The organism is Streptomyces sp. CS113, from assembly GCF_002188365.1.
Taxonomy (GTDB): Bacteria; Actinomycetota; Actinomycetes; order Streptomycetales; family Streptomycetaceae; genus Streptomyces; species Streptomyces tendae.
This window is the reverse complement of the sequence record NZ_KZ195574.1, coordinates 7,640,060-7,658,202: the sequence shown is the minus strand read 5'-3', so window position 1 is coordinate 7,658,202 and position 18,143 is coordinate 7,640,060. Positions and strand designations below refer to the sequence as shown.

19 protein-coding genes are annotated in these 18,143 nt (G+C 70.5%); 4 read left to right on the top strand and 15 right to left on the bottom strand.

What is annotated here, in order from left to right; translation table 11 throughout:
* Positions 1–18: 18 nt before the first annotated feature.
* Positions 19–1,467 (bottom strand): aldehyde dehydrogenase family protein, encoded by a 1,449-nt coding sequence (locus B9W62_RS34570; protein ID WP_087810851.1) that lies wholly within the window; start codon positions 1,465–1,467, stop codon positions 19–21.
* Positions 1,468–1,658: 191 nt separating this feature from the next.
* Between B9W62_RS34570 and B9W62_RS34565 the strand changes: the two genes are divergently transcribed.
* The gene (locus B9W62_RS34565; RefSeq protein ID WP_087810850.1) at positions 1,659–1,946 is read left to right on the top strand and encodes a putative quinol monooxygenase; all 288 of its coding nucleotides are present in this window, start codon (positions 1,659–1,661) and stop codon (positions 1,944–1,946) included.
* Positions 1,947–1,995: 49 nt separating this feature from the next.
* Here B9W62_RS34565 and B9W62_RS34560 read toward each other — a convergent pair whose 3' ends face one another.
* From B9W62_RS34560 to B9W62_RS34505, 12 genes are all read right to left on the bottom strand, one after another.
* The gene (locus B9W62_RS34560; RefSeq protein WP_087810849.1) at positions 1,996–3,024 is read right to left on the bottom strand and encodes a uroporphyrinogen decarboxylase/cobalamine-independent methonine synthase family protein; all 1,029 of its coding nucleotides are present in this window, start codon (positions 3,022–3,024) and stop codon (positions 1,996–1,998) included.
* A gap of 2 nt (positions 3,025–3,026) precedes the next feature.
* Entirely contained in the window at positions 3,027–3,512 is a 486-nt protein-coding gene (locus tag B9W62_RS34555) for a GlcG/HbpS family heme-binding protein (RefSeq protein ID WP_087810848.1), read from the bottom strand.
* The gene (locus tag B9W62_RS34550; RefSeq protein ID WP_087810847.1) at positions 3,509–4,294 is read right to left on the bottom strand and encodes an alpha/beta fold hydrolase; all 786 of its coding nucleotides are present in this window, start codon (positions 4,292–4,294) and stop codon (positions 3,509–3,511) included. Before B9W62_RS34550 ends, B9W62_RS34555 begins: the two co-directional genes overlap by 4 nt.
* A gap of 26 nt (positions 4,295–4,320) precedes the next feature.
* A complete protein-coding gene (locus B9W62_RS34545; protein WP_087810846.1) occupies positions 4,321–4,692 on the bottom strand; it encodes a VOC family protein in 372 nt (123 codons plus the stop codon).
* Complete coding sequence (locus B9W62_RS34540) at positions 4,689–5,462, bottom strand: fumarylacetoacetate hydrolase family protein (RefSeq protein ID WP_087810845.1); 774 nt, start codon at positions 5,460–5,462, stop codon at positions 4,689–4,691. The genes B9W62_RS34545 and B9W62_RS34540 overlap by 4 nt, the downstream gene beginning before the upstream one ends.
* Entirely contained in the window at positions 5,459–6,907 is a 1,449-nt protein-coding gene (locus tag B9W62_RS34535) for an NAD-dependent succinate-semialdehyde dehydrogenase (RefSeq protein ID WP_087810844.1), read from the bottom strand. The genes B9W62_RS34540 and B9W62_RS34535 overlap by 4 nt, the downstream gene beginning before the upstream one ends.
* Positions 6,908–6,950: 43 nt before the next feature.
* On the bottom strand, positions 6,951–7,868 hold the full coding sequence (locus B9W62_RS34530) for a VOC family protein (protein ID WP_087810843.1): 918 nt from the start codon (positions 7,866–7,868) through the stop codon (positions 6,951–6,953).
* A gap of 110 nt (positions 7,869–7,978) precedes the next feature.
* Entirely contained in the window at positions 7,979–8,890 is a 912-nt protein-coding gene (locus tag B9W62_RS34525) for a LysR family transcriptional regulator (protein WP_087810842.1), read from the bottom strand.
* 171 nt (positions 8,891–9,061) lie between these two features.
* Positions 9,062–10,027: a sugar ABC transporter substrate-binding protein gene (locus tag B9W62_RS34520; protein WP_087810841.1), complete on the bottom strand. Its 966-nt coding sequence runs from the start codon at positions 10,025–10,027 to the stop codon at positions 9,062–9,064.
* Positions 10,028–10,135: 108 nt separating this feature from the next.
* Positions 10,136–11,155, bottom strand: a complete 1,020-nt coding sequence (locus tag B9W62_RS34515) for an ABC transporter permease (RefSeq protein WP_087810840.1) — start codon at positions 11,153–11,155, stop codon at positions 10,136–10,138.
* The gene (locus B9W62_RS34510; protein WP_256976681.1) at positions 11,152–12,678 is read right to left on the bottom strand and encodes a sugar ABC transporter ATP-binding protein; all 1,527 of its coding nucleotides are present in this window, start codon (positions 12,676–12,678) and stop codon (positions 11,152–11,154) included. Before B9W62_RS34510 ends, B9W62_RS34515 begins: the two co-directional genes overlap by 4 nt.
* Positions 12,679–12,716: 38 nt before the next feature.
* On the bottom strand, positions 12,717–13,280 hold the full coding sequence (locus B9W62_RS34505; RefSeq protein WP_087810838.1) for a carboxymuconolactone decarboxylase family protein: 564 nt from the start codon (positions 13,278–13,280) through the stop codon (positions 12,717–12,719).
* 233 nt (positions 13,281–13,513) lie between these two features.
* Between B9W62_RS34505 and B9W62_RS34500 the strand changes: the two genes are divergently transcribed.
* Positions 13,514–13,924 carry a cupin domain-containing protein gene (locus B9W62_RS34500; protein ID WP_087810837.1) on the top strand — a complete coding sequence of 137 codons (411 nt, stop codon included), beginning with the start codon at positions 13,514–13,516 and terminating at the stop codon, positions 13,922–13,924.
* 244 nt (positions 13,925–14,168) lie between these two features.
* A complete protein-coding gene (locus tag B9W62_RS34495) occupies positions 14,169–15,131 on the top strand; it encodes a sugar ABC transporter substrate-binding protein (protein ID WP_087810836.1) in 963 nt (320 codons plus the stop codon).
* A 237-nt stretch (positions 15,132–15,368) separates the two neighbouring features.
* Here B9W62_RS34495 and B9W62_RS34490 read toward each other — a convergent pair whose 3' ends face one another.
* Both B9W62_RS34490 and B9W62_RS34485 read right to left on the bottom strand, forming a co-directional pair.
* Positions 15,369–16,157 (bottom strand): SDR family oxidoreductase, encoded by a 789-nt coding sequence (locus B9W62_RS34490; RefSeq protein WP_087810835.1) that lies wholly within the window; start codon positions 16,155–16,157, stop codon positions 15,369–15,371.
* 94 nt (positions 16,158–16,251) lie between these two features.
* On the bottom strand, positions 16,252–17,166 hold the full coding sequence (locus B9W62_RS34485; protein ID WP_087810834.1) for an SDR family NAD(P)-dependent oxidoreductase: 915 nt from the start codon (positions 17,164–17,166) through the stop codon (positions 16,252–16,254).
* A 149-nt stretch (positions 17,167–17,315) separates the two neighbouring features.
* On the opposite strand from B9W62_RS34485, the gene B9W62_RS34480 reads away from it, so the two are divergent.
* A complete protein-coding gene (locus B9W62_RS34480) occupies positions 17,316–17,930 on the top strand; it encodes a TetR/AcrR family transcriptional regulator (RefSeq protein ID WP_256976680.1) in 615 nt (204 codons plus the stop codon).
* The last annotated feature ends 213 nt before the right edge of the window (positions 17,931–18,143 follow it).

The window sequence follows — 18,143 nt, the reverse complement described above, 5'->3', positions numbered from 1 at the left end:
CTTGCCGCTCCCCCGCCGTCAGGCGCCGAAGTGGACGGCGACCGTCTTGACGCGGGTGGAGAAGCGCAGGACCTCTTCGCCCTGCTCCTTGTAGCCGGTGCCGGAGTCGTGGAAGCCGCCGAAGGGCAGGTGCACGTCCCAGCCGGGCGTGGGGTGGTTGACTGCGATCTGGCCGCACTCGGCCTCGTCGACGAAGCGGTAGGCAGCACCGATGTCGCGGGTGAAGACGGCCGCGGCCAGGCCGTACACGGAGTCGTTCACGGCGGCGACGGCCGCTTCGAAGCCGTCGACGGCGCGGACGGCGAGGACCGGGCCGAAGACTTCCTCCCGCCAGACGGCCATCTCGGGGGTGACGTCGCCGAGCACGGTGGGCCGCACGTAGCAGCCGTGCGCGTGATCGCCCTCGGTGTCGGCGCTGCCGCCGGTGAGGACATCGGCGCCCTGCTCGACCGCCTGGGCCAGGTGGACGATGACGCTGTCGCGCTGCTTGGGGCTGGACAGCGGGCACATCGTGGTGGCCGGGTCGCTGCCCGGGCCGACGATGAGCTTCTCGACCTCGGCGACCAGCAGCCGGGTGAACTCCTCGTACACCGGACGTTCGACGACGACGCGGCTGGTCGCGGTGCAGCGCTGGCCGGCCTGGCCGAAGGAGGCGGCGACGACGGCCTTCGCGGCGGCAGGGAGGTCGGCGTCGCGCAGCACGACGGAGGCGTTCTTGCCGCCCAGCTCGCCCTGGAAGCGGACGTTGCGGTCGGCGAGGCGGCGGCGGATGGAGTTGCCGACCTCGTTGGAGCCGGTGAAGGTGATGCCCGTGATCCGCAGGTCGTCCAGCAGCGCCTCCTCGATCTCCCGGGTGCGTCCGGTCACCACGTTCAGCACACCGGCGGGCAGGCCCGCGTCGTGCAGGGCGCGCGCGAAGTGCAGCCCGGACATGGGGGTGTCGGTGGCCGGCTTGAAGACGGCCGCATTGCCGGTCGCCAGCAGCGGGGCGAGCTTGCGGGCCGGGGTGATCAGCGGATCGTTCCAGGGGCTGATCACGAGGATGACGCCGATCGGCTCGCGCTGGGTGTGCGTACGGGTGTCCGGGCGGGCGTCGTGCAGGAGGGTGCCGTAGCCCTCGCGGGCGAGGCCTGCGTAGTAGTCGAGGAAGTCGGCGGCCTTGCCCGCCTCGCCGCGGGCCTCGGACAGCGTCTTGCCGTTCTCGGCGGTCACGTCGGCGGCGATCTCGTCGAGCCGTTCGCGGATGAGCCGGGCGGCGTCGGTGAGGATCCGGGCCCGGTCGAAGGGGCTGGTGCGCTTCCAGACGGCGAAACCCCGCTCGGCGTGGTCGTAGGCCCGGGTGACGTCCTTGGCGGCCAGTGCCGGGATACGGGCCACGGGGGTGCGGACGTCGGCCGGGTCGTGGACGTCGATCCACTCGCCGGTCGTCACCCACTCTCCGCCCAAAAGCGTTTCCAGAGTGCGCATCAGATCACTTCTTCCTTCGTCGGCCTCGGTGCCGTGACCGCGACGACACACCACGCGGGAGGGGGTTCACCAGCCCCGCGCAGGCAGGCATTGGTTGCATCGCGCGCAGGTCGGCGCGGGGACGGTCCGTGCTGGAATCGGCGGGCCGGACGGTGCGCTCGGCGCCGCCGGGAGCCGAGGAGAGTCGAGACATGGCCTACGCAGTCGTCGCCCATTACCGCTGTGCGCCCGCCGACGAGGCCGCGGTGCGTGCCGCGCTGCTGAAGGCGCGGGAGGCGACCCGCGCGGAACCGGCGAACCAGATGTACGAGGTGCACGCCGTGGCGGACCAGCCCGGCGGGTTCCTGCTGTACGAGCGCTACGACGACGCCGCCGGGTTCGAGGCGCACAAGGCGGCGCCGCACTTCAAGGAGCAGATCGTCGAGGCCGTGTGGCCGCTGCTGACGGACCGGTCGGTGACCTTCGCAGAGGTGCTCTGAGCGGACGGCCGAGGGCCGGGAAACGCAGGCTTCCCGGCACTCGGGTCCCTCAGAACTCGTTGCCCCAGCAGTAGCGGGCGATGGTCTCGACCAGGACCAGCTTCCTGCGCTGATCCTCGGCGCTCAGCAGCGGTCGGCTCGCCACGTCGGCGAAGCCCCGGGACGGGGCCACGGCGGCGTCCTCCAGGTCCTTGAACGCGTCGAGGGGGTCGATTCGGGACATCACCGTGTCGATGTCCTCCAGCTCGGGACGGGTGGCGTCCACGACGCCCAGGCAGAAGTCCCGCTCCTCGGGCAGTGCCCGGACCAGCTCCACCTCCGACTCGGTGCCCTGGTCGAACGGCAGTACCCAGCGGTCCGCCGGGACCTCGGTGAACAACCGCTCGGCGCGGCCCACGTCGACGGCGCCCGGCGCGGCCCATCCGGGCGCCACGCCGATGCGCACGCCCTCGGGGCGTTCGTCCAGCCGTATCGCCGCCGAGTCGACCGCGAGCGCGTCCTCGAAGGACAGCGCGCCCGGGCCGGCCGGGTCGGGGGCGACCTGGTCCAGCAACAGCGGGCTGTTCAGCTGAATGAGGCGCACGCCCCGGGAGACCAGCAGGGCGATCTCCGCCCGGACGATCTCCGCGAGCGCCTCGCCCAGCGCGCGGGCGGAGGGCACGCCGAGTCCGGGTTCGTAGGTGGTGGCCGCGAGATACGCCGGGGAGGGCAGTGACACTTTCGGGGCGATGACCGTCAGCTCGGCGAGCCTGGCGGCCCAGTCGGCGAGCAGCGGCCCTTCGGCCTTCGGCAGGGACTCGGCGACCCAGCGCACCAGACCGTCGGCGCCCGTCCGGTCGGTGCGGCGGAAGCCGGAGACACCTTCGAGGACGGCGCCGCGGAAGTCCTCGCGAGGGAAGTCGCCGTCGGTGACGACGGTGGAGCGCAGCCTGCGCTGGTAGGCGACCGCCTCGTCGACCGCCTTGGCCTCGGCCGTCCGGAGGGCCTCCGGGTCACCGGCCGCGCGTGCGGCGGTGAGTTCGGCGGGGCGGACCAGGCTGCCGTGGTGGTCGATGCGGTAGTTGAACGTGTCCGCCATGGTCAGTCCTTCGTGGAGTCGGAAGCGGCGGGAGTCGGCTTGCCCACGACGCCCCAGGCGGCGAACTCCAGCTCGTAGCCGAGGGACGCGAGCACCTCGTCGGCGATGACCTGGTCCTCGTCCGCGGTGCCGCCGGCGATGCCGAGGCCGCCGATGATCTCGCCGTCCTTCTTGATCGTGACGCTGCCGTCCGTGGCCATGATGGGCATGGCGGCGCCGGGGAGCTGGGAGAGCTGGGAGAAGAAGACGGGCTGGCTCTCCTGCCACTTCTTCAGCATCTTTCCGGGGCGCTGCATCACGGCCGCGGTGTACGCCTTGGCGCGGGCGATGTCCGGCGTGAGTGGGCGGGCTCCGTCCGGACGGCGGATGGCGACGACGAAGCCGCCGGCGTCCACGACGGCGACGCTCACCGCCTTGCCGATCGCCTGGGCCCGCTTCTGGGCGGCGGCGATGATCTCCTCGGCGGCGTCGAGGCTGATGGTGTTCATACGGCTTCCTTCGCGGCGGTCAGGGTACGGCGCAGCCGGGCGACGGCCGCGTTGTACGGCTCGGGGGTCTCCCAGTACATGGAGTGCGGGGCTCCGGGGACGATCTCCAGGTGCGAGCCGGGCAGCAGTTCATGGGCGCGGGTGACGGTCTTGACGCCGAGGACCGCGTCCTTCTCGCCGGCCAGGAAAGCGACTTCGACGCCGGACTTCTGGATTTCTTCCAGGGACGGGCCGTTGGTGTCCAGGTTGCGCAGGTCCTGCATCCTGGCCACGTTGAACGTGCCCATCTGCTGGAACAGGAAGGTGAGGTCGGCGCGTTCGGTCTGGAACGGCTTGGTCAGCAGGCGGTCGATGACCGGCAGTTTGACGGCCTCGGCGCGGTCGGCGGCGGCCAGCTCCTTCAGTTCGGGGTTGCTGATGCCGCCGAGGGAGTGGCCGAGGACGACGCAGGAGACCCGCTCGGGACGCATCAGGCCGGCGCGCAGGGCGGCGACGGAGCCGATGGACTGGCCGACCAGCATGACGTCGGTCAGGTCCTCCTTGTCGAGGACCGCGAGTACGTCGCCGGGGAAGTCCTGGCCGTCGAACTCGGGCATCGAGCTGTCGGACTTCCCGAAGCCGCGCAGGTCGAAGGTGACCACGGTGAATTCGTCGCGCAGGGCTGCGACCTGCTGCCACCAGATGGCGTGGTGTCCGCCGCTGCCGTGCACGAACATGATCGCCGGACCGCTGCCGTGGCGCTCGTAGTAGAGGGAGGTGCCGTCGGAGTCGACGTAGGGCATGGGAGGAAACTCCTCAGCGGGGGCGGTCAGTTGGGGCGCTTGGCGTGGTGGACCAGCTCGATCATGGTGTGGTCGGGGTCGTGGATGTAGCAGAACTTGGACCGGTTCTCGGGCCGCTGGATGGGCCGGGTGTGCCGGATTCCCAGCTCCTTGAGGTGGGCGAGGAACTCGTCCCAGTCGTCGACCTCGACGGCGAAGTGGTAGGGCGCCATGCGCTCCATCTCCTCGACCGGCGTGAAGTGCAGGTCGAAGTTGCCCCGGGTCATCAGCACCACGCGGGTGTTGGACTTGGGCATGATCCGCTTCATCCCGAAGACCTTGGTGTACCACTCGGCGGTCCGGTCGGGGTCGGTGGTGGGGAAGTTGACGTGGTGGATGTAGCGGGGTGCTGCGCTCATGAGTCGTTCCCTTCCAGGTGTACGGGGTTGGAGAGCGTGCCGATGCCGCTGATGTCGACCTCGACGGTGTCGCCGGGTTCGAGTGGGCAGACGGACTCGGCGCCCATCCAGAGCACGTCGCCGGGGTGCATGGTGATGTGCTTGGTGATCTCGACCATGTGGTCGAAGGGGTCGAAGACCATGTCGCCGGTGGCGAACTCGGCCCGGGTGACGCCGTTCACGCTCAGGGTGGTGGTCTGCGCGAGGGCGTCGACGTCGGTCTCGATCCAGGGGCCCATCGGCTTGAAGGTGTCGCTGTTCTTGCTGCGCCAGAAGGAACGGTCCTGGTGCTGCCAGGTGCGGGCGCTGATGTCGTTGCCGACGGTCCAGCCGAAGACCGCTCTGCGTGCCTCGTCGTGGGTGGCGTGCCTGAGGGTGCGGCCGATGACGGCGACGAGTTCGGGTTCGGCCTCGAACCGTCCCGTCACCTCGGCGGGTCTGACGATGGGCGTGCCGTGGCCGGTGAGGGCGTTGTTGGCCCGGTAGCCGACCTCCGGGCGCTCGGGCATCGGGGCCCCGGCGTGGGTGATGTGCCGGGGATAGTTCATGCCGACGGCGTAGAAGACGGGCGGGACGACGGGCGGCAGCCAGTGCGCGCCCTCGCGCGGCACGGTGCCGATGACGTCGAAGTCGTTCTCCTCCAGGGGGGAGCCGGACAGCAGCTCGATGTCCCGCTCCCCCACGCGGCCCCACACGGCGCGTCCGCCGACCGAGATGCGCGCGTACCTCATGGCGCCAGCAAGTGGGAGACGCGCTTGGTGATCAGGTAGGCGTCGAGCGCCTCGGGGCCGCCCTCACGGCCGTAGCCGCTGTCCTTGACGCCGCCGGAGGGGGCCTCGTGGACGGAGCCGCCACAGTGGTTGAGGGAGAGGATGCCGGCCTCCAGCTCGTCCGAGAGCTTCTCGGCGGTCGCGGCGGAGTCGGTGAAGCCGTAGGCGGCCAGTCCGTACGGCAGCGCGTTCGCGGTCGCGAGCGCCTCGTCGAGGTCGCCGAAGGGAACGACGGGAGCGAGCGGCCCGAAGGGCTCCTCGCTCATCAGCCGCGCGTCCTCGGGGACGTCGGTGAGGACGGTCGGCGCGAAGAAGTAGCCGGGGCGGTCCAGGCGCTCTCCGCCGGTGAGGACCTTGGCGCCGCGGGCGACGGCGTCAGCGATGAGGCGCTCCATGGCCGCCAGGCGGCGCTCGTTGGCGAGCGGACCCATGCCGGTGCCGTCGGCCAGGCCGTCGCCGACGGTGACCGCCTCCGCGGCCGTGACGAACTCGGCGGTGAACTCATCGACGATCGACTCGTGGACGAGGAAACGGCTGGGCGAGGTGCAGACCTGGCCGGCGTTGGCCCACTTGGCCTGGGCGGCCTTGCGGGCGGCCTTCACCGGATCGGCGTCGGCGCAGACGATCACGGGGGCGTGGCCGCCCAGTTCCATCAGGGAGGGCTTCATGACCTCCCCGGCCCGGGCGGCGAGCAGCTTGCCGACCGGGACGGAGCCGGTGAAGGCGACCAGACGGATGACCGGGGACTTGATCAGGTGCTCGGAGACCTCGGCGGGTTCACCGAAGACGAGGTTGAGGACACCGGCCGGGAGTCCGGCATCGGCGTAGCAGCGGACCAGTTCCATCGCCGTGGCGGGGGTCTCCTCCGAGCCCTTGATGACGAGGGAGCAGCCGGCCGACAGCGCCGAGGAGATCTTCCGGTTGGGGCCGCCCACCGGGAAGTTCCAGGGGACGAAGGCGGCGACGGGTCCGATGGGCTCACGCCGTACGGTCAGCACGGTGCCGGGGGGCGAGGGGATGATGCGGCCGTAGGCGCGGCGGGCGTCGTCGGCGTGCCAGCGCAGGGTCTCGGCGGTGCGGCGGGCCTCGCCGGTCGATTCCCTGAGCGGCTTGCCCTGCTCCTGGGTGGAGACGCGGCCGATCTCGGCGGCGCGTTCGCGGATCAGGTCGGCGGCGGCGTGCAGGATGCGGGTGCGCTCGGCGACGGGCGTCGCGCGCCACACCTTGAAGCCGTCCGCGGCGGCGTCGAGGGCGCGGTCCAGGTCGGCCGTGGTGGCCAGGGGCACGTCGCCGATCACCTTTTCGGTGGCGGGGTTCACGATCGGGGCGGTACGTCCGGTGCCGCCCTGGCACCACTCGCCCGCGATGTACATGCGGACGGCGGGGTAGCCGTGGTCGGTGGTCATGGGTGGGTGCCCTCTCAGGCCGGCGGGGTGGTGGTTCGGGAGGTCAGGAGGCGGGAGCGTCCTGGTCGCGGTTGGTGCGCAGGGCCCAGATGTGGTGGGGCGGGGTGGTCTCGTGCACGCGGGTCCCGTAGGTGTCGTCGACCCGGTCCATGTCGGCCGCGTACTCGACCCGGCCGCCGCAGGGGGCGTGCAGGAAGCGGAAGACGTTGGAGCCGACGGTGTGGCGGCCCAGCTTGCGGGCCTCGCGCCAACCCCGCTCGATCATGTGGTTGCCGCCCTCGACCACGTCGTCGAAGCCGGGCACCTCGTAGGCGATGTGGTTCACGCCGACGCGGTCGGGGCGGTGGCACAGCAGCATGGTGTGCTGGTCGTCGTCGCCGGGCGCCTGCATGAAGACGCCCATGGGCTCGACCACGTCGGTCGGACGGAAGCCGAGGAGGTCCGTGTAGAAGGCGACCGCCTCGTCCTTGCCCTCCTTGGCGATGTTGAGGGCCACGTGGCACATGCGCAGCGGGTGGGCACGGGTGATCGGTTCCAGGGCCTCGTTCCAGCGGCCCACGTTGCCCAGTGTGTTGGTGCGGCGGGGTTCGACGGTCACCTTCTTCGGCCGGGCGAGGGTGAGACCCACCCCGAAACCGCTGCGGTCGGCCGCGTGGTGGACGCCGTCGGCACTCGTCCGGACCTCGTGGTCCCGGTCGACCGCGGCCGCCAGGCGGGCCAGCTCCTCCCGGGTGTCGACGCCCCAGACGACCTCCCGCAGTGTGGGGCCGCTCTCCACGGGGGCCGGCAGCAGGGGGCCGGGGTCGGTGTCGAGGTGCAGGGTCTGTCCGGTGAGCGTCTCGAACACCGCGTGCTCGTCGGTCCGCTCCACCAGGAAAAGCCCGAAGTCTTCGAAGAACCGCACGCATTCGTCGAGGTCGTCGATGCCGTAGGTGACCGATTCGATTCTCTGGATTCCCATGGATTCCTCGTTTCCGTCTCGCCTGGTGAGCGTAGGTTTGAGGGAGTCGGCGTCTCAATGGCCCGAGCTGTCCCCAGTGCGCAATCGTTTCTTGCGCCCTCGTCGCCCGTTTACGAGCGCATGGCGGGGATCGGATTCCGGGAGAACCACTCGGCGAGGAAGTCCAGGAACACGCTCACCTTGCGCGGGGTGTCCTGGCCGGGGCCGTAGATCGCGTACAGGGGACGGTCGGGCACCGCCAGCTCGGGCAGCAGCACCCGCAGGGCGCCCGAGGCGAGATCGTCGTGGACCGGCCGCTGGGGCAGCAACGCGACACCGCGACCGTGGACAGCCGCCTTTTGCAGGGCGATGTAGGAATTCGAAGAGAAGGCGATGTTACGGATCTTGTGCAGGGTGCTCGCGTGTCCGTGGCCGATGCGCCAGACCGGGTCGTTGACGTGTACCAGGCAGTCGTGGGTGGCGAGGTCGTTGGGGTGAACCAGCGAGCCGTGTTCCGCGATGTACTCCTCCGACGCGCACAGGACGAACGGCAGGGAGGAGATCTTCTTCAGCCGGACGCTGGAGTCGCGCAGATCGCGCGTGTGGAAGGCGACGTCGAATCCGCTGTCCAGGAAGTCGTAGGTGCGGTCGGACATGCCGCCCAGTTCGAAACGGATCTGTATTTTGGGATGGGCCGCGGAAAAGGCGGCGATGGCATCGCCGAGATCGAGGCTGCCTATCCATTTGGGGCAGATGACACTGAGCGTGCCCTCGGCCCGGTCGTGGAGCTGGGCGATGCCGGCGTCCTCGGCCTCGATCTCGTCCAGGATGCGGGTTGCGAAGTCCGCGTACCGCTGACCGGGTTCGGTCAGACTCACCGAGCGGGCGGTACGGTTCACCAGGCGGACGCCGATCTGGCGTTCCAGTTCGGCGACGTGCCGGGACACCAGGGAACCCGATGACCCCAGCTTCTTCGCGGCCCCGCTGAAACTGCCGACCTGGGCGACGGTGACGAAGCTGTGCATGAGGAGCAGGCGGTCCATGTTCTTCCTCCGAAAGCCGCTCCCCGCCCGACCGGTGCCGGGAGCGGGGAGCACGGGCCCCGCCGTGGCCGCGGGCCCGTCCCGCGGTGGCAGTGCGGGATCGGGTCGGCGGTACGGCGGGATGTGCGGCTCAGACACGGGTGAGACGGGCGCCGGTTCCCGGTGGGGGCCCTACTTCGGGCAGTACTGGGGAGCCTCGCTCAGGTTGTCCTTCGTGACCAAGACAAGAGGAATGTCAGAGATCTTGTCAACACCTTCTTTCTTGTCGAGCAGCCCGACGGTGCTCTTCACGGCGGTCCGGCCGATGGCCATGGCCGAGTTCGCGACGGTGGCGGCGAGGCGGCCGTCCTTGACCGCGGCGACGCCGTCCTCGGTTCCGTTCACAGAGACGATCTTGACGTCCTCGGCGCCGGCGGCATCGAACGCCTTCCGGACGGCGAAGGCCATCTCCTCGTTGGCGACGAAGGCGTAGTCCAGATCGGGGTGGGACTGGATCATGTTCTCGGCGACGTCCTGCGCCTTGGCCGGGTTGAACATGCCGGGCTGGTTGGCGACCACCTTCGCGTTCTTCGGCAGCGCGTCCTCGAAACCGCCCACCAGCAGGTCGGACGCCGCGCCCGGGGCACCGGCGACGACGCCGACCGTCACGTCCTTGCCCGCGGCGTCCTTGCCGACCCACCCGGCGTCCAGGGCGCCGACCTTCTTGAGGTCGACCACGGCCGCGCCGAGTACGTCGGACATGTCGGAGGTCGCCACGGAGGTGAGGTAGAGCGGGATGCCCGCGCTCTTTGCCTTGGCTATGTCACCCTCGAGGGCGTCCACATTGACTGTCTGGACGATCAGAGCGTCCACGTTGCGGGCGATCATGTCCTCGATGTTGGACAGTTCGGTCCCGGCGTCCTGCTTGGAGTTGGCCGAGTAGACCTTGGCGTCCTGCGCCTCGGCCTCCTCTTCGACCGCCTCGAGCAGACAGGTGTGGAAGTGGGTGTTGGAACCGTTGACGAATCCGAGGGAGACGGAACCGTCGGCGGCGCCCCCGCTGTCGTTCCCCGAGCCGCATCCGGCGAGGAGCAGGGCTGCGACGCCTGCCAGGGAGGCCGCAGCGGCGCGGTGACGGGAGCGGGCGATGGGATTCATGGAGTCGGGCCTTTCCTGCATCGTCGAAGAGAAGGTGCCTGCGTGGTTGGACGCGCCGAGAGGAGGGTGCGCAAGGACGACGGACGTTCGCCTTCGCGCTGTCCCTCGCTAATGACCTGGTGAGGACTTGCGCTGGAACTCGTTGATGACCGCCGCGACCAGGAGCACGCCACCGGTGACGACGAGCTGGTAGTTGCTGTTCACCTGGAGCAGGTTCAGGGCGTTGCCGACCACGCCCAGCAGCACGACGCCGAAGACCGTGCCGACGATGGTGCCGTGGCCGCCGGCCAGGGAGGTGCCCCCGATCACCACGGCGGCGACGGCGGTCAGCTGGGTCTGGAGGCCGGCCGTGTTGGGGGCGGCGGCACCCAGCCGGGAGAGCAGCATCAGGCCGGCCAGTCCCGCCAGGACGCCGGCGAGCGCGTACAGGGCGAGCTTGCGGCCGTTCACGTTGATGCCGCTGAGGCGGGCGACGTGCTCGTTGCCGCCCATCGCGAAGGCATCGCGGCCGAAGGTGGTGAAGCGCATGGTCACGCCGACCAGCGCGAGGACCAGAACGGCGACGATCGTCAGATAGGGCACGCCGACGATCTCGTCGTTGCCGAGGGAGGACATCTTGTCGCCGATGGTGACACTCATGCCGTCCAGGACGAGCAGCGCGACGCCGTCGAGAAGCATCGCCGAGGCGAGCGTGGCGACGAACGGGGCGACCCGCGTGTACGTCACCACCAGGCCGTTGACGAGGCCGATCAGGGTGGCCAGCGCCAGGCAGACGACTACGACGGCGGGTGTGGACCAGCCGCTGTCGACGAGTTGCGCGCCCACGCACAGAGTGACGGCCGCGTTGCTGCCCATGGAGAAGTCCATGCCGCCGGCCGTCATCAGCAGGGTCAGCCCGGCCGCGATGACGGCGTTCACGCTGACCTGGCGCAGCACGTTGAGCAGGTTCTGCGAGGTGGTGAACGTGTCCGCCTGCACGGCGGTGAACACGCAGACAAGGATCAGTACGAGTATCAGTCCGCCGTGCGGGACGTGCAGCAGTTTCCGGGATGCCGAACCGGCGGCGCCGGTGCGCCCGGGCGCACCGGCCGCGACGTCCGGGGAGGCGGCGGGGGTCTTGAGACTCACTGCGGTTGACCTCCGAGTGCGGTCGCGACGAGCTCGTCGCGGGTGATGGCGTTGATGTCGTGTTCGGCGACGGTGCGGCCGGCGCTCACGACGACGACCCGGTCAGCCAGACGCATGACTTCCTCGGCGGACGAGGAGGCGAGCAGGACGGCCACGCCCCGCGCGGCGAGGGCATCGACCAAGGTGTGGATGTCGGCCATGGCGGCGACGTCCACGCCGTTGGTCGGGTCCTCCAGGAAGCAGGCGACCGGCTCGGTCTCCAGCCACTTGCCGAGCAGGACCTTCTGCTGGTTGCCGCCGGACAGCGAGCCGACGGGCGGGTTTCCGGTGAGGGCGATGACGCCGTACGTGTCGCGCACAGGGGCGGCGCGGCGAGCGAGGTGGGCGGCGCGGTGCAGCCGGCGGCGGGCGAAACGGTCTCCCGCCAGCATCAGGTTCTCGTCCACGGTCATGTTCTGGACCAGGCCGAGCGAGCGGCGGTCCCCGGTGACGCACCGCAGGCCGCTGGCCAGGGAGGCGCGGACGCGCCCGAGGGGCACGCGCCGACCGTCGACGTGGACCTCTCCGGCGTCGGGGCGCCGGCGTCCCGACAGCAGGTCGAACAGCCGGGACTGCGCGTCACCGGCGGGTCCGAGCACGGCGACGATCTCGCCCCTGCGCACCTCGACGGTGAAGTCCCGGATGGCCCGGCCGTGGCTCAGCCCCCGAACGACGAGCCCCTTGTCGTCGGCGGGCGCGGGGCGCTCGGGCCGCGTCGAGACCACGTCCCGGCCCACCATGCTGCGCACCAGGGAGGCGGGGTCCATCTCCGTGGCCGGTGCGCTGCGCACCAGGCCGCCGTCGCGCAGGACCGTGACCCGGTCGGCGATGGACATCACCTCGTCGATGTAGTGGGAGATGTAGACGACGGCGACGCCCTCGTCCCGCAAGGTCCGCACCAGGGCACGCACCTGGCCGGCGTCCTTGGAGCTGAGACAGGCAGTCGGCTCGTCGAGGATCAGCACCTTCCCGCCCCGGCGCACCTCGCGGGCGACCTCGACCATGGTCTGCTCGGCGACGGTGAGCGTGCCCGCGATCCGGTCCACGTCGATGTCGATGCCGAGCCCGCTCAGCGCGCCGTGCGCCTCGGAGCGGACCGTCTTCCAGCGCACGGCGCCGCCGCGGGTCGGCAGGTCACCCAGCATGACGTTCTCGGCGACGGTGAGGCCCATGGCCAGCTCGCGGCGCTGCGGTACCGAGGAGATGCCCAGCCGGCGGGCCTTGCGCACGGTCAGCCCGGAGTGCCGAGTCCCGCCGACCTCGATGCTCCCACCGTCTGGTTGATGGACGCCGCACAGGACCTGCACCAGCGTGGACTTGCCGGCGCCGTTCATACCCATCAGGGCGTGAATCTCACCGGGGTGCAGGTCGAGATCGACGCCTTTCAGGGCGGCCGCACCGCCGAAGCTCTTGGTGACACCACGTACGCGGACGACTGTCGCAGGCGTCGCCCCGCCCGGCGCCATCGGCGTCCTGGAGCTCACGGCCGTGCCTCCCTCGGCGCCCGGGCCCGTCAGGCTGCTCACGGTCGTGCCCCGTCGGCGTCGGGGGCGACGCGGCCGTAGCCCCGAATGTCGGGGAAAGGGGGTTCCTTGTCGGCTTGCAGGTCCACCTGGAAGGTGTTCAGACACATGCCGAGCATGGTGAAGTTGCCGAGTGCGCCGATGGTGTCGACCAGCCCCTTGGGCCCAAAGTGCTCCAGCGCGGCGGCGAAGGTCTCGTCCGAGACGAAGTGCTCTTCCAGGACCTCCCGGCAGAACCGGTAGAACGCCTGGTCGGCCTCGTTGTCGAAGACCGCCTCGCGCTTCTCCGCCAGGGCCTTGACGGCGGCCACCGGGATCCCGGCCTCGATCGCCTGGTGCACGTGCGCGTTCCACGAGTACTGGGCGTCCCAGTTGCGGGCCGCCATCAGGAGGGTCAGCTCGCGCAAGTGCTTCGGCAGACCGCAGTCGAAGCGGGCGAACGCACCGAGAGACTCGGCCCGTTCGCACATCTCCGCGCTGTGCAGCCACACCCGGAAGGGGCCGCGGACCGCGCCTCGGCGGCCGGCGATACGAGCGGCCAGCTCCTGCTGCCGCGGGTCCATTTCCTCTTCGGTGAGAACGGGGAGCCTCATCTGGCCGATACCTGCCTTTTCCTTCCGGCGCGTTGCCGCAGCGGGTCGAAAGCCGTGCGGTGACAGGTGACGGTACAGCCGGGCGGAAGATGCACACCCCTCCCGGAGCGCAACGTAAACCTGCACGCCAGAGGGCACCGCCTCGCGGCGGTGAGACCTAACGTCGGTCGGCGCAAGACGTCGGAGTGGAAAGGAAACCCCGGATGACCACCATCATCAAGGCCGCGTCCGTACCCCTGCTCGACCGGGGCGGTGCGGTGATGACCACGCCCCTGATCACCACGCCCTCGGCGGGCGGCGAGAACCGCATCACCAGCGGGATGAGCGTGTATCCGGTGGGCTCGGGGGCGCCGATGCACTCGCACAACTGCGACGAGCACGTGACGGTCCTCGAGGGCGAAGCGGAGGTGTGGGTCGACGGCAAGGTGACACGACTGGAGCGGTTCGACACGACGTACATCCCCGCCCCGATCCCCCACTTGTTCCGCAACGTCGGCGAGACACCGCTGCGCATCCTGTGGGTGTACTCCTCGGGCCACGTGACCCGCACGTTCACCGAGACCGGCAGAACGGTGGAACATCTGTCGGCCGAGGATCAGATGGGCCGAGACTGAGCCCGGGCCGCACGGCCTACGACGCCGACAAGTCCGCTGACCTCTCCGTTACCCGGCGCCCGTCACGTCCCGCCACCTCCCAGCGGCGGGAAGGGCGAATACCCGCCACCCGGCTGTACCGTCCGCGCCGTCGCGTTGCTTGCAGGAACCGCGGCCACCGCGCGCGTACACCGCTCCCGGGACTCGGGCGGTGAACGAACGCACATGGACGCTCCTCCCAACGCCCTGGAAAGGCGGCCCAGCCATGCCTACGCCCCCGCGCTGCCGAAGAGCCACGCATGTTCCGCTCCTCGGCATCGCCCTGCTGCTCAGCGGCTGCGGCCTTTACCAGGCCGACTCGGACACTGCGGACCACGACCCGCTCACCCTCGGGTTCGTCAACGGCGGCGACAGCCAGTTCCACACCTGCCTCCAGCGGTCCGTAGAGATCACCGCCAAGAACAACTTCGCACGACTGGTCACCGCGAACTCGAGACAGGACCCCGCGATGGAGCTGAGCAACATCGAGGACATGATCGCGCGTAAGGTCGACGCGATCATCCTGCAAACCGTCGATACGGACGCCCTGAAACGCGACATGGAAAAGGCCGGAGAAGCGGACATCCCCGTCTTCCTGACCTCCGTGAGCGCGAACCCGGACGACATCCTGGGCGCGGTGGTCGTCGACCTGAAGGCCGTCGGCCGGCTCGACGCCCAGTGGATCGCCGACGACGCGGCGGGCCGTGACGTACGAGTCGGTGTCATCGCGGGAGCGCCGGGCGCCGCCTCCGATCTGCTCACCGACGGCTTCACCGAAGCCCTGCCCGCCAACGCCGAGGTGGTCGCGGACCAGCCTGGCATGTTCGACGCCGACAAGGCCGGAAAGATCGCCACCACCATGGCCCGGGCCCACCCTGACCTGGACTACGCTTTCGTCGCCAATGAGCAGATGGCCTTCGCCGCCCGCAAGGCCTTCGACGCGGCCGGAGCCGACAAGGTCAGGATAGTGACGGTCAACGGCACGGACGAAGCCCTCGCCGCGCTGAAGGACGGCCGCTTCTCCGCGACGGTGTCCAACTCGGCCGGCAACACCGGCGAACTGGCCGTCAGCAACACCATCGCCCTGCTGCGCGGCAGGAAGGCGACGAAGATCGACCACACACCGATCCGCTTGGTCACCAAGGGTGATGCGGACACGGCACCGTTGTACTGCCCCTCCGACTACTGATCCGGGGCCGCCATCGCGCTACTCGCCAGTGCGGAAGCCACCGATCAGATCGTGGCCCGGTGCGGACCCAGTAGGTGCGCAGGACGGATGGCCCTGGCACCACGGAAGCCCCCTGGCACCGTCTGGCGCCCGGTCCGGCCCGGATGGCGAGGTCCGGTGACGGGTTTGCCATCCGCGCCGGTCCGTCCCGGGTGTTCTGCCGTCCCGGCCAGTGCCCTCGTCGGCCGGACGGGGTTGTCAGCCGAAGATGCGGGGGCCGCGGACGGTGGCGTCGGCGCCGCTGTCCGCGAAGACGACCTGTCCCGTGACGTGGCGGTTGGTGGGGCCGGTGAGCCAGGCCAGGAGGTCGGCGATGTTCTCCGGTTCGGCTGCGCCGTTGAGCGGGGAGGGGACCTGGGCGTAGAGGCTGTCGCGGCCTTCTTCGGTGGCCAGGAGGGGAGCCGTCATGGGCGTGCGGATGATGCCGGGGCCGACGGCGTTCAGCGGGATGCCGGCGCCTGCCCAGGCGTCGGTGATCGCCTGGGTACGGACCCACTCGGCGATCGCGCGTTTGCTGCTCGGGTAGATCAGGTGGCCACGCTCGTCGGCGGTGAGGGCTTCGGCACGGCTGACGGCTCGTTTCTCGTCGTCGTCGCGGAGGGCGTCGAGGAGTTCCGGGTCGGTCTCCTGGAGGGCGGAGAAGGAGGTGACCACGACCGCGCGGGGGGCTGCGGAGTGGGCCAGCAGCGGACGCAGGGCGGTGAGGGTGGCGGTCGCGCCGAAGTAGTTGACCTTCACGGTGAGGGGGTGGGGCAGGGAGACGCCGGCGATGGCGTGGACGGCGTCGATGCCGTCGGGTGCCTGGGCGGCGACGCGGTCGGCGAGGCCCTCGCGGGCGGCGGGGTCGGAGAGGTCGCAGTCGATGTCGCTGCCGCGCAGGTCGACGCCGATGACGCGGTCGCCCTGGGCGAGGAGGGTCTGACGGGTGGCCGCGCCGATACCGGAGGCGGCGCCGGTGACGACGTGGACGCGTGAAGTGGTGCTCATGGGTTCTGCTTCCGAGAAGGCGGTGGGGTGGCGGACTGGGGCGGATGCCGGTCCCGCCCGGGCGAGGCGCGGGCTGGACCGGACCGGCCGGAGGTCAGGGGATAAGCGCGAACTCTTCGACCAGGGACCCGGGCACGTGGTAGCCGTTCTGGTCGCGAATGGTGTCGACGTGTGCGGCGATGTCGTCGGCGGTGGCCACCGGGGCGTCGGCGGCGACGTGGTAGCCCTCGGTCACGCCGATGAAGACGCGGGCGTAACGGCCACGGGCGACGGAGAACGCCTCGTGGGTGTGGGGGTTGTCCTCGCCGGCCAGGTAGGTGGCCATGGCGGTGATCATCTCGGGCTCGCCGTGCGCGGGCGTGGTGGGGATACCGGCCAGGGTCTCGGGGTTCATGGCGGCGGCCATGCGGCTGTCGGCGGCCGGCAGGATGGTGTTGACCTTGACGCCGTGCGGTGCGCCCTCCAGGGCGACCACGTTGGCCAGGCCGAGGACGGCGCCCTTGGCGGCGGCGTAGTTGGCCTGTTCGGCGTTGCCGAAGATGCCGGCGGCCGACGAGGTGAAGACGATGCGGCCGTAGCCCTTGTCGCGCATGACGGCGAAGGCGGGCTGGGTGACGTAGAAGGCACCCTTGACGTGTACGGCGAGCAGGACGTCGATCGCCTCGGGCGTGAGGTCGGTGAACGGGGCGTTGCGGATGTTGCCCGCGTTGTTGATCAGGACGTCGACGGTGCCGAAGGCGTCCAGGGCGGTCTGCACGATGGCCTTGCCGCCCTCGGGTGTGGCGACCGAGTCGTAGCTGGCGACCGCCTCGCCGCCGGCGGCCGTGATCTCCTTGACGACCTGGTCGGCCATCGCGGCGCCGCCGCCCCTGCCGTCGATTCCGCCGCCGAGGTCGTTGACGACGACCTTCGCTCCGCGGGCTGCCAGGTCCAGGGCGTGGGCGCGGCCGAGGCCGCCTCCGGCCCCGGTGACGATCGCGACGCGTCCCTGGAATGAAATCCGGGCCATGGTGGACCACTTCTTCCTGTACCGAACTCGTGTCCCGGGATCGCCCGCGACACTCAACTGCAACGTTATGCCTTTTTGGCATGACGTGCCAACTGTAGGTTTCGTGCCACAATGAGGCGAGCGACACAACGACGGAGGAGTGCGCAGAGGTGCCTCAGCCCCAGGGGTCTGTCGGCCGGCCCGCCACCGACCTGCGGCAACGCCGCCGTGCGGCCATGCAGCGCGAGCTCGCCCTGCGAGCCGCCCACCTCTTCGAGGAGCAGGGCTTCGCCGACACGACCGTCGAGCAGATCGCCGCGAACGCGGGTATCTCCCTGCGCACCTTCTACCGGCACTGCCCGGTCAAGGAGGAGGCGCTCACTCCGCTGCTCGTGGAGGGCGTCCACACCCTCGTCGACGCGCTCGCGCGACGCCCCGCGGCCGAGCCCCTGCCGGAGGCCGCCCGGTCCGCTCTGCTCGCCAGCAGCACCACGTCCGAGGACACCCTGCGCATCGCTCGCGTGATGCTGGCCGAACCGGTACTCAAGGCTCGGTGGCTGGCGGCCGGGCGGCGCGCCCAGGACCTGCTGGTCCCGGTCGTCGCCCGGCGGCTTGGAGTCGCAGCCGACAGCCTGGCCGCCAAGACGACCGCCGGCATGCTCGTCAATGTGGCCACCACGGCCCTCGAACACTGGGCGCTGCACCCAGAAGACAGCACACTGGGCGAGGTCACCTCGGCGGCCTACACCGCCGTCGCCGGGTTCGGCCGGGCCGCCGCCACCTGATCCCGTCCGGTGGCTGGCTCGGTGGCACCCTGAGGCTTCGAGCATTCAGCCGGGGTGGATCACCGACATCGACACCAGGGGCCCACACGGCCCGGACCGAACGGTGCCGGAACCGCGCACCGGCTCCCGTCCTTCAGGCGTCGCCGCCGGAGTCGGCCGCCATGCGTTCGACGATCCGGGCTCGGTGAGCCCCACGAGCTGGGCGCGGAGGTC

Coding starts and splice junctions, on each gene's coding strand:
- B9W62_RS34560 (WP_087810849.1), bottom strand. CDS start 3,024: ATGGCGGACACGTTCAACTACCGCATCGACCACCACGGCAGCCTGGTC.
- B9W62_RS34530 (WP_087810843.1), bottom strand. CDS start 7,868: ATGGGAATCCAGAGAATCGAATCGGTCACCTACGGCATCGACGACCTC.
- B9W62_RS34485 (WP_087810834.1), bottom strand. CDS start 17,166: ATGGCCCGGATTTCATTCCAGGGACGCGTCGCGATCGTCACCGGGGCC.
- B9W62_RS34555 (WP_087810848.1), bottom strand. CDS start 3,512: ATGAACACCATCAGCCTCGACGCCGCCGAGGAGATCATCGCCGCCGCC.
- B9W62_RS34550 (WP_087810847.1), bottom strand. CDS start 4,294: ATGCCCTACGTCGACTCCGACGGCACCTCCCTCTACTACGAGCGCCAC.
- B9W62_RS34500 (WP_087810837.1), top strand. CDS start 13,514: ATGACCACCATCATCAAGGCCGCGTCCGTACCCCTGCTCGACCGGGGC.
- B9W62_RS34540 (WP_087810845.1), bottom strand. CDS start 5,462: ATGAGGTACGCGCGCATCTCGGTCGGCGGACGCGCCGTGTGGGGCCGC.
- B9W62_RS34565 (WP_087810850.1), top strand. CDS start 1,659: ATGGCCTACGCAGTCGTCGCCCATTACCGCTGTGCGCCCGCCGACGAG.
- B9W62_RS34490 (WP_087810835.1), bottom strand. CDS start 16,157: ATGAGCACCACTTCACGCGTCCACGTCGTCACCGGCGCCGCCTCCGGT.
- B9W62_RS34570 (WP_087810851.1), bottom strand. CDS start 1,467: ATGCGCACTCTGGAAACGCTTTTGGGCGGAGAGTGGGTGACGACCGGC.
- B9W62_RS34535 (WP_087810844.1), bottom strand. CDS start 6,907: ATGACCACCGACCACGGCTACCCCGCCGTCCGCATGTACATCGCGGGC.
- B9W62_RS34495 (WP_087810836.1), top strand. CDS start 14,169: ATGCCTACGCCCCCGCGCTGCCGAAGAGCCACGCATGTTCCGCTCCTC.
- B9W62_RS34545 (WP_087810846.1), bottom strand. CDS start 4,692: ATGAGCGCAGCACCCCGCTACATCCACCACGTCAACTTCCCCACCACC.
- B9W62_RS34525 (WP_087810842.1), bottom strand. CDS start 8,890: ATGGACCGCCTGCTCCTCATGCACAGCTTCGTCACCGTCGCCCAGGTC.
- B9W62_RS34520 (WP_087810841.1), bottom strand. CDS start 10,027: ATGAATCCCATCGCCCGCTCCCGTCACCGCGCCGCTGCGGCCTCCCTG.
- B9W62_RS34505 (WP_087810838.1), bottom strand. CDS start 13,280: ATGGACCCGCGGCAGCAGGAGCTGGCCGCTCGTATCGCCGGCCGCCGA.